This is a genomic window from Arthrobacter citreus (assembly GCF_038405225.1).
GTDB lineage: Bacteria > Actinomycetota > Actinomycetes > Actinomycetales > Micrococcaceae > Arthrobacter_B > Arthrobacter_B citreus_A.
The window spans coordinates 3,164,213-3,179,120 of record NZ_CP151657.1 but is presented as its reverse complement, the minus strand read 5'-3'; the positions used below and the strand labels follow the sequence as shown (position 1 = coordinate 3,179,120).

Sequence of the window (14,908 nt, the reverse complement as noted above, 5' to 3'; positions counted from 1 at the left end):
CGCCGCCTTCGCTGCGCAGCACCATCACTTGGAAGTGTTCACGGCAGCCCCAGGAGGATCAGGATGACAGGTTCCGGACAGCCTGCGGGCCCCTTGGCCGGAGTGCGGGTGGTGGAAATGGGACAGCTGCTGGCCGGCCCGTTCTGCGGACAGCTTCTGGGCGACCTGGGCGCCGACGTCGTAAAAATCGAGGATCCCGCCAAGGGGGACCCGCTGCGCCAATGGGGCCGGCAGCTGCCCGAGGGCCAGTCGCTCTGGTGGTCCGTCGTCGGACGCAACAAGCGCTCCGTCACCCTGAACCTGCGCGAAACCGAGGGGCAGGAACTGGCCCGGAAACTGATTGCCGACGCGGACATCCTGGTGGAAAATTTCCGCCCCGGAACCATGGAGCGCTGGGGGATGGGGTTCGAGGATTTGCAGGAAATCAACCCGCGCCTGGTGATGGTCCGCGTCTCCGGATTCGGGCAGGACGGCCCCTACTCGCAGCGCGCGGGATACGGTGCCATCGGTGAAGCCATGGGCGGACTGCGCTACGTGGTGGGGGACCCGTCCACGCCGCCGTCGCGGGTGGGCATCTCCATCGGCGACACCCTCGCGGCCATGTTCGCCACCATCGGCGCCCTGGCCGCGCTGCAGGAGCGGCAGGTGAGCGGCCGCGGCCAAATGGTGGATTCGGCCATCTACGAGGCGGTGCTCGGGGTGATGGAATCGCTGGTGCCGGAGTGGCAGATAACGGGTTATCAACGGGAGCGGACCGGGGCGGTGCTGCCCAACATTGCCCCCAGCAATGTCTACCCCACGAAGGACGGGCAATGGCTGCTGATTGCGGCGAACCAGGACACCGTTTTTGCCCGGCTGGCCAAGGCCATGCAGGAACCCGAGCTGGCTGAGGACGGCCGCTATGCCACGCACGGCGCGCGCGGTGAACGCCAGGAGGAACTTGATGAGCGGATTGCCGCCTTTACCTCCTCGCTGGAGGCCGAAGCGCTGGAGGCTGTGCTGGAAGAGCACGGGGTCCCGTCCGGCCGGATCTTCCGCCCCGTGGACATGTTCACCGATCCGCAGTTCCAGGCACGCGGGTCCATCACCGAAGTGGAGCACCCGGCGCTTGGCTCCCTGGCCATGCAGAACGTTTTCCCCCGCCTGAGCCGCACCCGCGGCACCATCCGCTGGCCCGGCCCCGAACTCGGTGCCCACACCGCGGAGGTCCTTGCCGGCGTCGGGGTGGACCAGGCCTCCCTGGAGGACCTCCGGACCCGGGGTGTGGCATGAGCCTGCCCGGACTGCCGGCGTCAATCCGGCTGGTGGAGGTGGGGCTGCGGGACGGCCTGCAGTCGGTGCCGGAACCGCTGTCGACGGCGGAGAAAGTGGAACTCGTCCAGCTGCTGATCGACGCCGGTGTGCGGGAAATTGAGGCGGTTTCCTTCGCGCATCCGAAGGTCCTGCCGCAGCTTGCCGACGCGGCGGAGGTGATGGCTGCCGTTCCGCGGGTTCCGGGCGTCCGTTACCGTGGCCTGGCGCCGAACTACCGGGGTGCTGAGCGGGCCGTCGACTGCGGGCTCGATGAGCTGGTGGTGGTGGTCTCCGCGGACGAGGAAGTCAGCCAGCGTAACCAGCGGCTCTCCGTGTCCGAAGCCCTGGCCGGTCTTTCCCGGATTGGGCACCTCGCCGACCAGGCCGGGCTCCGCCTCGTCACCGCCGTCGCCTGCTCCTTTTTTGCGCCGGCGCGGGGCCCTGTTCCCGACGCGGAGCGGCTGCGGGTGGTGCATGCGGCCGTCGACGCCGGTTCGGCGGGCGTTTATCTGGCCGGCACGTCCGGCCAGGAGGAACCCGGTGAATTCCATAACGGGGTTGCCGAGGTGCGCAGCCTGTATCCGGAGCTGGAGGTCGGCGTCCATCTGCACAACCGCAACGGGTTTGCGCCGGCAAACGCCATCGCGGCGATGCAGGCCGGAGCGGACTGGCTGGAGGGTTCCTTCGCCGGGCTCGGCGGGGATCTGTGGTTTCCCGGTGATCCGTCGGTGCTGGGCAACGCACCGTTGGAGGACCTGGTGCATTTGTGTGACGGGCTGGGTGTTGCCACCGGAATAGACCTGCCGAAGTATCTGCGGGCTGTGGACCGGATTGTGAAGCTGACCGGCCGGCCGTCCGCGTCCTTTGTATCCCGGGGTGGCACCCGGGCCGACCTGGCGGCTGCGTCCTGGCCCGAGCAGTCGGAACCCGCCTCCGACCGGGGCTAACGTGGTGGGCATGGAACATCCCGAACACCCCGTGCAGCCGGCTGAGCCCGTTGATGACAGTGCCTACGCCAGGATCCGCGGCCTGATTGCCTCCGGTGACCTCGAACAGGGGTCCTGGCTGCGGGAGACTGCTCTGGCCGAACGGCTTGGCGTCAGCCGCACCCCCATCCGGGAGGCCCTGAACCGGCTGGCCGCCGAGGGCATTGTGGAGATGAGCCGGAACAAGGGCGCCCAGGTGGTGAGCTTCAGCGGCAAGGATGTGGCGGATCTGTATGACGTCCGCGCCGGGTTTGAACCGCATGCGGCGCTGTTGGCCGTGCCCCGGCTCAGCGGCGCCGACGTTGAGCGGCTTGCCGTGTTGGCCGGCGAAATGGAGGAGGCTGCCGCCGCCGGATCCCTGGAGGTGCTGAGCACCCTGAACAACGAGTTTCACGGCATGTTTGTTCAGCGCTGCGGCAACCGGCACTTCGCCGCCGCGCTGCAGACGCTGATGCGCCCCGCCGTCGTGGCCCACACCTTCAACCGGTACAGTCCGGAGGCGCTGCAGCGCAGCATGTCCCATCATGCCGAGCTGGTGGCTGCGGCCCGGGCGGGCGACGGCGAATGGGCCGAAGCGGTGATGCGCACCCACATTCTGGCGGCCCGGAATGCGGCGGGGGCCAGGCAGCCGGCGGTGTCTTCGTCTCTGCCGTGACGGCGACGGTGAACCGCCGAAGGTGCCTCTAAAGAGGACGCCAGCTACCGGGATGGGACGCTGATGCGCATCACGGTCTTGCTCTTGCCGATGTGCCGCTCGAAGGTGAACCCGGCTTTCTCGAACATGGCCCGCGTGCCGTTGTGAAGGAACGAGGATGAGGTTCTCTTCCCGGGAGTAAGTTCGTTGGGGAACGAGACCACTTCGCCTCCGCCGGACCGGGCGATCAGTTCAAGTGCACCGTCCAGGGCCTCCCGGGCCACCCCCGAACGCCGGTGGTCGCGATCCACGAAGAAGCACGTGATGCGCCATGGTGCCGGCTTGGTTTCGCCGGCGTCGTACTGCTTGCGGTGGTAGATCCCCGGCAGCTCGGCCGGGCTGCCGTACTGGCACCATGCGATCGCTGTGTCGCCGTCGAAAACGAGGGCGGCGTGTGCTGCGCCTTCCGCGACAAGCCGCTGCTTGAAGGTGGGCCGGTCGTACTCGTTTTTGACGGTGTCCTTGGTGTCGCCGTGAAAGTACGAGCAGTAACAGCCGCCCCAGACCCCGTTGTGCTTCTGTGCGAGGGCAAGCCATGCCGGAAAGGTCTCCGGGGTGAGTGGTTTGATGACGTGTTCCGGTGCCATGCCCGCCTCCAGGGTTGCCGCGGGTACAGGCAGCCCGCGTGTGCGGACAGTACATCCGATGCCGTGCCCACCTTCAAGGAGAATCAGCCGGTGCGGCGCTTCACTACTTGTTTAGTGCGGAGTCCAGCGGTTCGGAGATGGCGCTGTAGTCCACGGAATCCAGCATCAGCACCTCGTTGTTGAGCACCAGCGAGGGAGTGCCCGGCAAGTCCAGGTCTTGGGCGTCCTGCAGGTCCCTGGCTACCCGTTCCTTGATCGCGTCGGAGTTGTAGTCGGCACGGAACTTCTGCGTATCCAGCCCGAGATCCTCCGCGTAGGAGACAAAAAGGTCTTCCACGTCTTCCTGGTTCTTCCAGTCCTGCTGGTGTTCGAAGACGACGGCGGCCATCTCCTCCAGCTTGCCCTGCTCGGCCGCGGCTTCCACCGCCCTGGCTGAGGTTTCGGCGTTCTGGTGCTTGGGCAGCGGGTAATTGCGCACCACGATGCGGACCTGGTCTCCGTAGTCGGTCTTGGCCTGCTGGATCAGGTCGTCCATCATGGCGCAGTACGGGCACTGGTAATCGGTGAAGAGCACCAGGGTGGCCTGCGGATCGTCCGGGTCGGTGATGGTTCGAGCGTCCGCGGGTGCCACCTGATCAACGTGGTCAGTCGCGACGGCGGTTGCTGCCGGAGCGCTGGTTGAGGTTTCCGGTGCCGGGGTGTCCGACGATGTCCCGCAGGACACCACCCCTCCGCTGACAAGCAGGCCGGCGATGAGCAGTGAGGGTAAAACCCTGCGCATAGTCCCCTTTCCTGAAGTCGTGAAGCTTCTGAAGTGAAGCGCGCGCGGAGGCACGCTTCGGGTACCGGGTGCAGTTGGCTTTCCCTTTAATGGTTTCATCCGGTTCCGGGGGACTGGAAGCGGGGCGCCGCGTGATTTTCGTCCGGCAGACCTGTGCCCGGCGCAACGGCCCGGCTACTGCCGGGCCGACAGCCGCGCAATGCGCTCGCGGGCCGACCGTTCGCTGGGGCCCTGCGGCCCCAGGCCCAGCCGGATCACGCCGAGCACTGCCTTCACCGGCAGCCGCATGGGAATCCGGAACGGACCGATCCGCGGTTCTTTCAGGCCCAGCAGCTCCCGGTGCCGCGGCTCCAGCGATGAGACGGCGCCGGCAAAAAGCACCCGGTAGCCCATCAGCTGGGAGCGCGGCAGCGGCGGCCGGCGCAGGAACCCCAGCGCCTCCTGAACGTAGGCGCTGTGCCGCAGTTCGCCGTCGTACGCTGCCATCTGGGCCCGCAGTTCGGCCTCGGAGCGCGGCGGATTGTCGATGCGCATCAGTTCCCCGGCGACCGCCCACTCGGAGACATAGGCGTCCGGCCCGCCGGGAATCGGACCGCCGAAGCGCTGATGGGAACTGAGGAACGCGTCGGTGAAGGCCAGGTGCACCCAGCGGGCGATCTCCGGATCATTCGCCGAGTAGGGGCGCTCGACGCCGGCGGCGTCCTCGTACATGCCGTGCACGCGTTCATGCAGGCGCAGGACCCACTCGGATCCGGAGCGGGCCGCCTTGGTGTCCCCGTAGGTGACCGTGAAGATCCAGCGGATGGTGCCCGCGAGCCGGCCCAGCGGATCCTCCTTGTAGTCGGAGAAGTCGTGCACGCCGGCCATGGCGCCGGGGTGCAGCGCCTGCAGCAGCAGGGCGCGGATGCCGGCGATGATGGGCGTCATGGACCCGTGCACCGCCCACACTGCCGATTCCGTGCCGAAATAGCCGGTGTCGTCGCCCTTCGCCAGTTCCAGTTCCCACTGCGGAATTTCGGTGGCGTTGTTGCTGAAGGTGCCGATCAGCTGCCGGCGCCAGGTCTCAAGGATTTTTAGCACTTCACCAGTCTCCAGCCCGGAGGCCGTTCGCCGCTACCGTTGCCACAGCCGGATTACTCCGCGCCGTCGTCGTGCGCGGCACGCTGGGCAAGGACGTCATCCATGTGCAGTTCGGCCCAGGACTTGATGCTGCGCACCAGTTCATGCAGGGACATCCCCAGATCGGTGAGCTCATAGGACACCGTCACCGGCACCGTGGCGGTGGCGGTCCGGGTGATGAGCCCGTCCCGTTCCAGGGAGCGCAGGGTCTGCGTGAGCATTTTCTGGCTGACGCCGGAGAGGACGCGGGACAGTTCGGAAAAACGCATCGGCCGCGGCTCGCCGGCGCAGTCCGGTCCGCTCCCCAGTGCGGCAATTACCAGCGTGACCCATTTGTCGGAGATCCTATCCAGCAGTTTCCGGCTGGGGCATGCCGCCAGGAAAGCGTTGTAGGCGGTCTTCTCCTGCGCACGTTTTTCCGCTGCCGTAAGGGTGGCCATGGCATCTCCTGATCTGTCCGGGGTAGCTGTCGGGGGGTGACTAAGGCACTTCAAAGTGCCTACTTCCCCCTGGGAAGTTACCCAACCATAGTGGAGTAACGCTCCTCGGAGCACCACCCCGAACTCTCCCGCTTTTCACGAAGGTAAGGCAGCAAATGAACACTTTTACAACCTCCCTCCCGGGCGGAACCTGGACCCTCGGCGACCTCAACGTGTCCCGGTTCGGCTACGGCGCCATGCAGCTGGCGGGTCCCGGGGTCATGGGCCCGCCCGCCGACGTCGACGGCGCCCTGGCCGTCCTCCGCGCGGCAGTGGACCTGGGCATTACCCACATCGACACCGCCGAGGCCTACGGACCCCGCATCACCAACCAGCTCATCCGGGAGGCGCTGCACCCCTACCCGGAAGCGCTGCACATAGTGACCAAGGTGGGAGCCGTCCGCGACGGGCAGGGCGGCTGGCCGCAGGCACGGACCCCGGAGCAGCTGCGCCGTGCCGTGGAGGAGAACCTGGAGACGCTGGGGCTACAGGCGCTCGACGTTGTGAACCTGCGGATGGGCGACAGCGGCGGGCCGGTGGCGGAGCCCCTCGCGGCGGCCTTCGAAACGCTCGTGGAGCTGCAGGCGCAGGGGATGATCCGGCACCTGGGCCTCAGCAACGTGTTGCCGGAGCAGGTGGCGGAGGCGCGGGCCATCGCGCCGATTGTGTCAGTGCAGAACATGTACAACCTCGCGTTCCGCTCCGACGACGCACTGATCGACGCCCTGGCGCGGGACGGCATCGCCTACGTTCCGTTCTTCCCGCTGGGCGGCTTCACCCCGCTGCAGTCCGAGGCACTCCTGGCCGTGGCCACCCGCCGGGACTCCACGCCCATGGCCGTGGCCCTAGCTTGGCTGCTGCAGCGTTCCCCGAACATCCTGCTGATCCCGGGCACCTCCTCAGCGGAGCACCTGCGCGAAAACGTTGCCGGCGCCGCCCTGGTGCTGTCCGCCGAAGATCTCGCCGAGCTGGACCGGATCGGCGGGTAGCCGCCTACCGCAGCAGGATGTTCACCGGCACCGAACCGGAGCCGCGCCGGATGTCCCGTTCCAGCACCCCGGAACGGTTGGCGGCGTCGTCGCGCAGGATCTCGGTAACCGAGCCCAGGAACCGGGACAGGTCCACCTTGTCCTCGGGCGCGGCGAGCAGCAGCTGGAAGCCGAACTCATGCAGCGCATTGATGGACGCCTCCGCGAAGGACAGCGACGACTTCACAAACGCCTCATCCATCATCACCGTGCCGTAGGTGCTGAAGCCCTGGCTCACGATGCCCAGCTGGTAGGCCAGCGCGGACGCCATGATGAACGCCGTGAAGCGCTGGCCCTCGCCGCCGGACATCAGCGACGCCTGCAGGTTGGTGTAGGCCTGGCCGTTGGCGAGGCGGTGCGTGCAGGTGATGGTCACGTGGGAGCGCACATCCAGGACCTCGGCCCGCCAGCGGCGCTCCTCCGGATCCTTCAGCCGGTCCACCAGGTTCTCCAGCGCGGTGTACCGGGCGTCCATGTCCGCCTTGTTCTGCCGCATCCCCATCATCGGCAGCGCGTTTTTCAGTTCGGTGCGGAACTTGTGCGCGGCGTCGGGAACCGTGGTTTTGACCTCGATCTCCAGATGGCTGTCCACATGGTATTCCACCCGCTGCAGCACCGAGTTCAGCGGCAACAGACGCGAGGAAATGCTGCGCCGTTCCTCATCGAGCAGGGCGAGCAGGTCGCTGAACCGCTCATAGGTGCGGTTGTTGAAGTATTCGCGGAACTCGGTTTCGTGCTGCGGCAGGCCTTCGGAGACGATGCTCTCGAACCGCTCCGCGTAGGCGCCGGCCGCGTCCACCGAGGTGCCGAAGTCCGAGCCCCACTTGTCCGTGAACGTTTCGAAGGTCCGCTCGAGCCGGTTCTTCGTTTCCAGCAGTGTCTTTTCGAGTCGGGCGCCCTCGGTGATCAGGGTCCGCTCCACTTCGGAGGCGGCTTCCTGCAGGCGTACGACGTCGGTGATCTCGCCGAAGGGGGCGAAGAGTTCCTCCAGCGCCTCCTGCAGTCCCGCGTCCAGGGCGCCCAGCGCCTTGGCGGCCAGGGTGTCCCGGCGGGCGGTGGCGGCGGCCAGCTGTTCCCGGGTGCGGGCCAGGTCGCCCTTGAGCACACCAATCTTCTCGATCGCCGCGGTGTGGTCCAGCTCTGCGGTGTCCAGCTCGAAGCGGATCTGGTCCAGATCCGTGTTGGCATCCCGGGCGGAATCGAGCGCATCGGTGGCGGCAGCAACGGCGTCGCGCTGCGAGGACGCGGAGAGCTCCTCCCAGGTGCGGGTGTCGGCGGCGACGCGGCGGACCGCGGCGAGCCGGCTGACCAGCTCGGCCTGGGTCTGCGCCTGGGCCTGGGAGCGGGTGTCGGCTTCGGTGAACCGGTCCCGCAGGGCCAGCAGTTCGTTGCCGAGGGCGGCCACGGTGTCCTTGTTGTCAAAGCCCAGGACGTTGTCCGATGCCTTGGCGTGCCGGTCATCCTTTTCCGTGGTGGAGGAGTTGCGCTTGACCGCGCCGCCCAGGCTCACGCCGCGGGAGAGCCCGGCGAGCTCGTCCGGATCCTCCACGCACACAAAGTCGTAGTGCGCGGTGATCTTGCGGGCCACCCAGCGGCCCATTTCGGAGTCCTGCGTGACCAGTTTGGTGATCAGGTCCCGCGGGCCGGGCTCGGACGGCCCCTCCACCGGAACGCTGACGTCGATGCAGCGCAGGAACCCGTTGAGGTTGGTTTCGGAGAGGTAGCGGGTGACGGCGCGCATGTGCTCACCCGGCACCAGCAGCGCGGTGGCGAGGGAGCGCAGCGTGCGCTCGGCGGCCGGGCGCCACTGCTGCTGCTCCGGCTCCAGGTCGATCAGCTCGGCGGCGAACGGCAGATCCGCCTCGTCCAGACCGGTGGCGGCGCAGATCTTCGCCCGCTGGTCCAGGGATTCCTGCCGGATGTTGGAGGTGCGGCGGCGGAAGGAGCCAATGTCGTTTTCCAGCTTGGCAATCTGCCCCTTGAGCTGCCAGGCCTGCCCGTGCGCATCGGAACTGCGCTCGCGGGCTGCCTCCACCTCCAGGGTCAGGGACTTCACCAGCTCGACGGCGCGGCTGCGTGCGGTGACCAGGCCGGCGGGGGAGAAGTCCACCTCGATGCCGGCGGCGGCTAGTTCACCGCGGGCGGTTTCCTCCAGCGCCACGCGGGAGTTCAGCTGCACGACGGCGGCTGCCAGCTCGCGCTCGAGCGTGGCGATGGTGCCGCCGCCTTCTTCGCTGTACCGGGCGGTGAGGGCGTTGAGCTTCTTCTTCAGCTCGTTCCGGCGGCTTTCCGCGGCGGCCAGTTCCCGGGCGCCGGTTTCCTCCTGCGCGGTGAGCCGGGCGACGTCGCGCTCGTGGCTGGCCAGGGTCAGGCGCTGCCGGTACGCGGGCAGCCCGTCCTTGGTGAGGGCGCGGTTGTGCCGCAGCGCGGTGTCCGTCTTTTGGAACAGGGCGTGCAGTTCCGGGACGTCGGCGAGGTGGTCGCGCTGCTGGCGGGCGCGTTCGAGCTGCCGGCGGATGCTGCGCAGGTGGCTGAAGTCCTCCACCGCTTCATCGGCGGCGGCGAGGGTTTTGGGGGTGTCCAGCACGTTGGTGCGGAAGAAGTCGTTGACCGTTCCGCCCAGGCCCTTGCCGGTCTGCAGGATGCGCAGCAGCCCGAAGGCCTTCTCGTCCTCCACACCCAGGGCGGTGCGGAAGCGTTCGGCGAACATCTTGTGCGAATCGAAGATGGCGGCGCCGGGCAGCAGCGCTTCGAGGCTGCCCTTGGTGAAGCGGCCGCGCATTTCGGTTTCCAGGGTGCGGATGTCCAGCGGCTTGTTGTGCACGGCGTAGAAGCGGCCCACGTGGTGTTCGGTGCCGTTGGCGGGCAGGTCCATGAGGACGGAGAGGGAGGTGATCTGCCCGAGCCCGTTGTCGAAGGTCAGGCAGACGGCGGACCAGGTGGCGCCGGGGCGCTGGTAGGCGGTGCCGTCCGCGCCGGCCGTGCCGACGTCGTCGGGCCCGGTGCCGTTGCCCGAGCCCTGGGTGCCCAGGCGTCCGCGCATGTAGGAGAACGCGGTGCGCTTTTCCTCGGCCAGGCTGCCGCCGTTGTTCTGCGCGGCTTCGTTCATTTTCGGCCGCGCATCCATGACCTGGAGCATCGCGTCGAAGATGGTGGACTTGCCCACGCCGGAGTCGCCGGTGAGCAGCGTGCCGGCGCGGTCCACGTAGATGGTGTGCGCGCCGTCGAACGTTCCCCAGTTCACGATCTGCACGGAGGAGAGCCGGTTCTGGCCGGGGTTGATCAGGTCGCCCATGGGAAGGGTGGTTTCGATGCTCACGCGATGTCCTCGCCGTCGTTGGCTGTGGCCTTTTCGGGCAGTGTGGGTTCGGCCGGTGCGGGCTCGGGAAGCGCCGGGTCGGGCAGTTCGCCGGAGGCGTCCGTCAGGGCCTGCATGAAGGTGACAATGTCACCGATGTGTTCATAAGGCAGCGCCAGCGGCAGGGCACCGGAAATGACCCACACGTTCTCCACCTCGGTGGGCAGCAGCAGCCGGCGTTCCTGCACGAGCTTGCGGATGGCGGCGTCGGCCACGTCCTCCACGGACTTGGCGTCGCGCTGGCCCGGATCGACGTAGCCCTCGATGATTTCCAGGATGTCGCTGCGTGCAATCACGGCGTCGTTGCCGGTGCCGGCGTGCCGGTCCAGCAGCAGGCGCATGCGCAGCAGCAGCAGCGTTTCCTCGCGTGTCATTTCGCGCTGCCGCTGCAGCACCGCGGTGTGCGGTTCGGGCATGTCCACCGGGCGCAGCAGGGCAACCTTGCGGTCCTCGTCGATGACCAGGGTCAGGAACAGTTCGCTGAGCCGGGTCCGCAGTTCGGCCTGGTTGTCCACCACGGTGTTGTAGACGTTGTCCGAGCTGGTGGCGTCCAGGTACGGGCCGCGCAGCAGCCGGATCAGGGCCTGGCGCAGCTTCAGCGGCAGGGTTCCGGTGTCGCCGGGGAACAGCTCGGGTCCGTCGACCAGGATGTCCCGTTCCGCCGGGGCTGTCTCGGTGAAGTCGTCCGCGTAGGGATCGTCGTCGGCCTGGTTGGTGGTGCCGGCGGTGCTGGTCGGATCGAGGCTGGTTTCACTCATGGGTGGGGGCTTTCGCGACGGCGACGGCGGGCAGCAGCGCGGTGCGCTCGCTGCCGTCGATTTGGGTGAAGGTGACGGATTCGGGTTGTGCGGCCAGCCCGGCGGGGGTGCTGCCGCCGCGGGAGCCGGGGGAGAAGCCAGCGGAACCGGCTTCCAGCGCCGCCGAGAGCAGGGCGCGGATGCTGTTCAGGTGCCGGTCCTCGGGGGCGAGTTCGGCGAAGATCTCTCCCACGGTGGCGGTGCCGCGTTTTCCGGCGGCCCGGGTGACGGCGTCGCGCAGTGCCCGGCGGTTGGCCTTGGGCGTGCGTGCGGAGCGGTGGATGTCGGCTTCGCTGAACGACGGCGGTGCCGGCAGCTTGGGCGGCGGGGCGTGGTCTTCGGGGTTAAAGAGGTGCACCATGCCCAGGGATTCGAAGGCCGCGCCGAACAGCTGGGGTGCCGGAACAGCGGCGGTGCGGCGGCGGCTGCGCGGTGCCTTGTGGATGGCGGTCTCCGCGGTGCGGATCAGCTGGCGCAGTTGGACCGATTCGCGGTACTCGTCGCTCTGCACGTAGGTGTGCATGGATTCGGAGAGCCGGCCGTAGATGCGGTGGATTTCGGTGGCCTGGCCGCGCATGTCGCTGATCAGCCGGTGCAGGCTCTGCCTGTCCTCGGGGCTCATGTCCTCGGCGAAGTCCCGTTCCAGCACCTCGGCGATGGCGGCGCGGAAGCGGTCCTGCTGTTCGGCGTCGTTCAGGAAGGCGGTGAAGCCCTCGTAGGTGCGGCCTTCGCTCGTGTTGCGCAGCTTGCGGTCCGCCTCGAGGATTTCTCCCATGGTCAGGCCCTTGGCGGCGTTGGATTCCACCATTTCCTGGCGCAGGGCGTGCAGCATCTTCTCCAGGCCGTCGCGCATCCGCTTGAAGTCCGCGGGCAGTGCTGCGGCGAGGTCCAGGATGTCCTGTGCTGCTTCGACGGCGGTCTCCCCGTCCACCGGGGCCGGTGCATCGCCGGATTCCAGGGCGCGGATCATCTCCTCGCGGCGGGCGACTTCCTCTTTCAGCACTGCGATCCGGGCTGCGGGGTCCGGGTTGGTTTCGTGGGCCAGGTTCTCCACGCGGTCCAGCAGCGTGGCCAGCCGGGAGGAGTTCAGGCTGGTCTTGTCGCTGGTGAAGCCGTCCAGATAGGAGAGGTAGCGCACGGAGGATTCGGTGAGTTCGTAGACGAAGCGGCCGTCAACGCGGGGGCGGGCCAGGAAGCGGCGGGCCACCCAGTCATCGGCGTAGTTCTTTCCGGTCCAGTCCTCGCGCAGGCTCACTCCCGAGATGCGCAGCTGGCGCAGGAACCCGTCGATCATGTTGTGGAATTCCTCGAGCGGAATCCGCGGCCGGGTGCGGCTGAAGGCTTCCCGGAACAGGGCCAGCACCCAGGGGTTTGCGGTGGTGAGTTTCCAGCCCGGTGTGGCTTGGAGCCGCTGCAGTTCCGCCCAGTGGGCAACCGCGTTTTCGATGAAGGACATTCTGCGCTTTCCGGACCGGGAACAGGACAAACGGGCCTTGACGATTTTAGCTGTCGGCGGTGCGGAAGCGTGCATTGGGGTGCGGTGATGCCGTTCGGCGGTGGATGCAGCCCCGTTCCAGGACCTGGGCAATGGCGTACTGAAAGCGTCCCAGCTGGTCGACGACGTTTAGGAATGACCTCGCAGTGGCTGTGCGCTTTGACGGTTCGCGTCTTTCGGAGGTTTGAGACGTAAATTTGACAATTCCAACCGGAAAATATGCAAAACACCTCAGGGTCGTCCAGATCTGACCCGTTATGTCCGGTGTGTTCTGAACTCGTCCGACAACTCTGGCAGCCGTTTGTGATTTAGAGTGCCGATTTCGTGGGGTAATTTGGATTTTCTGCCAGCTTTACAACGATACTCTGACATGAGGCCACTTGTACCCCTGACGTTTGAGCGGGCAGCACTTGGATTTGGGGTGGCCTGAAGTCAGTGCCTGCATCGCTTGGATAACGACGCGTGTGCAGATCTGCAACGGCCGGGAAATCCCTACGCGATGCGCGGCACCCTACCCCCGTGTCTGTTGACGCCAGCGCGAGATTCGATTGTAGCGACTTCCCGGTCGGCGAGACCATTGCTTCCAAGAGCAATTTAAAGAGCTCATCATGGAGTTCCAGGGAACGCGGGGTTCGCAGCACGGGGACGTGCAGCTTTGCGTGAAAAGCGTTGTGTCACGTGAATCCAAACTGAGGAAATGTGAGGTTTTCCTTTTCCTACGCGGCAGACTCCGCGTTTAGGAGTTGGGTGACTAGCCACGGAAGGGGGATGGGTGCAAGCCCCATTCTGGAATTCATGTCTGTGATTAGTTGACGGTGATAGGGGTAGATATAGCTCAGCAGCCAGCTGTTAATCTCATCACCTAGAGGTGTGCCGCTTGCGAGGTTTGCTTCTGTGATTTCTTGTGGACTATCAAAATGGGCTCGGTACTGAGAAATAAAGAGAGCAAAATCCTTATCTCCATTCTTGATAGTTAGGGAGCAGACACTCTGGCATTCTATGCTTCCATCCTGCTGAACTTGGCCAGATTCATTTTGAATGCTCATGTCCAGGGTCATTGTTTCGCCAAAACTTACGTTGTCGTAGCGTATAGCTGTGCTTTCGTAGAGAGCTACGCTCCGAAACTGGAGGTCATCCATGCTGAATGTCATGGTCGACCCGCCGTGGCCAACAAGCGTTCACGAATCTTGTCTGAGGTGACCGAATGGGGTTCCAACTGACCGCTCGTGGAAGTCACTCTAACCGGGGTCGAGAGGAACTCAGGTGCGGGTTCTCCGAGGGGAATAGTTACCTCGATGTTCTCGCGACCCACTTCGAGCCCCCTGGAAGCCGTGGCTGTGTACGTGAGAGTGACTCTGTTTGGTCGCTGGGGCGCTCCGCGCCCTCTCCGACGTGGTGATTTCAAAACCGGCGCCTCTGGAGCCAATGGTCTGGCCGTCAACTCCGCTTCATAGCCCAAAGCTGTTAGATAACGGGCGAGAGTAGCGATGTGGACGTTGCCATCACCATGCAGGACTTGGGACACGCGTCCCTCGGATACGCCGATTATCTCGGCCAGCGCTTGCTGATCGATGTCTTTTCGGGCGGCGAAGGCTGCCTTTAATAGTTGGGCGGTTTCCACTGCCAGGCGTGCTGCAGCCAGACCAAGTCCCCCGGACTGGGTGGATGCCCGTTGCTCAACGAGTGTTGGCTTCTTTTTTGTCATGTTCCAAATCCTCCGCCCTCACTTGTAGGGTGCGCCGTATATCTTTTTCAGTTGTCTTTTCCGACAATTTTGGAAAACAATGTCCCAGTCTGATGCGGTGCTCGAAGTCGGGAACATGCCAAAAATCTTCGTCTTCCGGGTACGAGCATTGTTCCCGATTTTTGAATTTTACCGGTTCGAGCTTGCGGCCTAAACCGTCCGTGTCGAAGAACGAAAATCTCTTGCGGTGAATCTTGAACTCCCAAATTCCCTGTCGGAGGGAATTTAACTGAACTTGTGAACTGTGAGGTATCCCGTTCTCGGCGAAGTATTCCATTGCAGCCAAGAACAGATCGTAGTCCTTTATCTGCGCGTCATCGGGCATACTTTCCGTGTCCGGGTCATCCTCCCACCGACCTGCGGAGAACTGTTCCAAAACCTCTGTGGCCGGTGAGGTGCCATCTTTTATGACCGCGCAAGCTATCTCATGGAGAGCCCCGTCTGCTACGACTGTACGTTCCACTTTAGACTATCCTAAACCGCATGTTGTTAGAAGCCCCCTACCAGCTGGTCATGTCAGGTGAGTATACGTGGGGTGACTCACATC

The 14,908-nt window shown here is 65.6% G+C and carries 14 protein-coding genes; 4 read left to right on the top strand and 10 right to left on the bottom strand.

Going from position 1 to position 14,908, the window contains the following annotated elements:
* The first annotated feature begins 63 nt into the window (after positions 1–63).
* From AAE021_RS14635 to AAE021_RS14625, 3 genes are read left to right on the top strand one after another with little or no spacing between them, the layout of a single operon-like run.
* Complete coding sequence (locus tag AAE021_RS14635) at positions 64–1,272, top strand: CoA transferase (protein ID WP_342023051.1); 1,209 nt, start codon at positions 64–66, stop codon at positions 1,270–1,272.
* Positions 1,269–2,240: a hydroxymethylglutaryl-CoA lyase gene (locus AAE021_RS14630; protein WP_342023050.1), complete on the top strand. Its 972-nt coding sequence runs from the start codon at positions 1,269–1,271 to the stop codon at positions 2,238–2,240. The genes AAE021_RS14635 and AAE021_RS14630 overlap by 4 nt, the downstream gene beginning before the upstream one ends.
* Before the next feature lie 10 nt (positions 2,241–2,250).
* A complete protein-coding gene (locus AAE021_RS14625) occupies positions 2,251–2,934 on the top strand; it encodes a GntR family transcriptional regulator (protein ID WP_342023049.1) in 684 nt (227 codons plus the stop codon).
* A gap of 44 nt (positions 2,935–2,978) precedes the next feature.
* Here the strand turns inward: AAE021_RS14625 and AAE021_RS14620 are convergent, their stop codons facing one another.
* The 4 genes from AAE021_RS14620 to AAE021_RS14605 all read right to left on the bottom strand — a co-directional run bounded on the left by AAE021_RS14620 (position 2,979) and on the right by AAE021_RS14605 (position 5,900).
* Complete coding sequence (locus tag AAE021_RS14620) at positions 2,979–3,560, bottom strand: GNAT family N-acetyltransferase (protein WP_342023048.1); 582 nt, start codon at positions 3,558–3,560, stop codon at positions 2,979–2,981.
* Positions 3,561–3,663: 103 nt separating this feature from the next.
* Complete coding sequence (locus tag AAE021_RS14615) at positions 3,664–4,341, bottom strand: DsbA family protein (protein WP_342023047.1); 678 nt, start codon at positions 4,339–4,341, stop codon at positions 3,664–3,666.
* 174 nt (positions 4,342–4,515) lie between these two features.
* Positions 4,516–5,421: an oxygenase MpaB family protein gene (locus tag AAE021_RS14610; protein ID WP_342023046.1), complete on the bottom strand. Its 906-nt coding sequence runs from the start codon at positions 5,419–5,421 to the stop codon at positions 4,516–4,518.
* Between the two features lie 53 nt (positions 5,422–5,474).
* Positions 5,475–5,900, bottom strand: a complete 426-nt coding sequence (locus AAE021_RS14605) for a helix-turn-helix domain-containing protein (RefSeq protein WP_342023045.1) — start codon at positions 5,898–5,900, stop codon at positions 5,475–5,477.
* Between the two features lie 155 nt (positions 5,901–6,055).
* Between AAE021_RS14605 and AAE021_RS14600 the strand changes: the two genes are divergently transcribed.
* Positions 6,056–6,928, top strand: a complete 873-nt coding sequence (locus AAE021_RS14600; protein WP_342023044.1) for an oxidoreductase — start codon at positions 6,056–6,058, stop codon at positions 6,926–6,928.
* 4 nt (positions 6,929–6,932) lie between these two features.
* Here AAE021_RS14600 and AAE021_RS14595 read toward each other — a convergent pair whose 3' ends face one another.
* The 6 genes from AAE021_RS14595 to AAE021_RS14575 all read right to left on the bottom strand — a co-directional run bounded on the left by AAE021_RS14595 (position 6,933) and on the right by AAE021_RS14575 (position 14,824).
* Positions 6,933–10,286 carry an ATP-binding protein gene (locus tag AAE021_RS14595; RefSeq protein ID WP_342023043.1) on the bottom strand — a complete coding sequence of 1,118 codons (3,354 nt, stop codon included), beginning with the start codon at positions 10,284–10,286 and terminating at the stop codon, positions 6,933–6,935.
* Positions 10,283–11,083, bottom strand: coding sequence for a DUF4194 domain-containing protein (locus AAE021_RS14590; RefSeq protein WP_342023042.1), 801 nt, complete (start codon positions 11,081–11,083; stop codon positions 10,283–10,285). The genes AAE021_RS14595 and AAE021_RS14590 overlap by 4 nt, the downstream gene beginning before the upstream one ends.
* Positions 11,076–12,578: a DUF3375 domain-containing protein gene (locus AAE021_RS14585; protein ID WP_342023041.1), complete on the bottom strand. Its 1,503-nt coding sequence runs from the start codon at positions 12,576–12,578 to the stop codon at positions 11,076–11,078. Before AAE021_RS14585 ends, AAE021_RS14590 begins: the two co-directional genes overlap by 8 nt.
* A 755-nt stretch (positions 12,579–13,333) precedes the next feature.
* On the bottom strand, positions 13,334–13,768 hold the full coding sequence (locus AAE021_RS14580) for a hypothetical protein (protein WP_342023040.1): 435 nt from the start codon (positions 13,766–13,768) through the stop codon (positions 13,334–13,336).
* The gene (locus tag AAE021_RS18145; protein WP_425362487.1) at positions 13,765–14,142 is read right to left on the bottom strand and encodes a hypothetical protein; all 378 of its coding nucleotides are present in this window, start codon (positions 14,140–14,142) and stop codon (positions 13,765–13,767) included. Before AAE021_RS18145 ends, AAE021_RS14580 begins: the two co-directional genes overlap by 4 nt.
* 151 nt (positions 14,143–14,293) lie before the next feature.
* Positions 14,294–14,824 (bottom strand): hypothetical protein, encoded by a 531-nt coding sequence (locus AAE021_RS14575; RefSeq protein ID WP_342023039.1) that lies wholly within the window; start codon positions 14,822–14,824, stop codon positions 14,294–14,296.
* Positions 14,825–14,908: the final 84 nt, after the last annotated feature.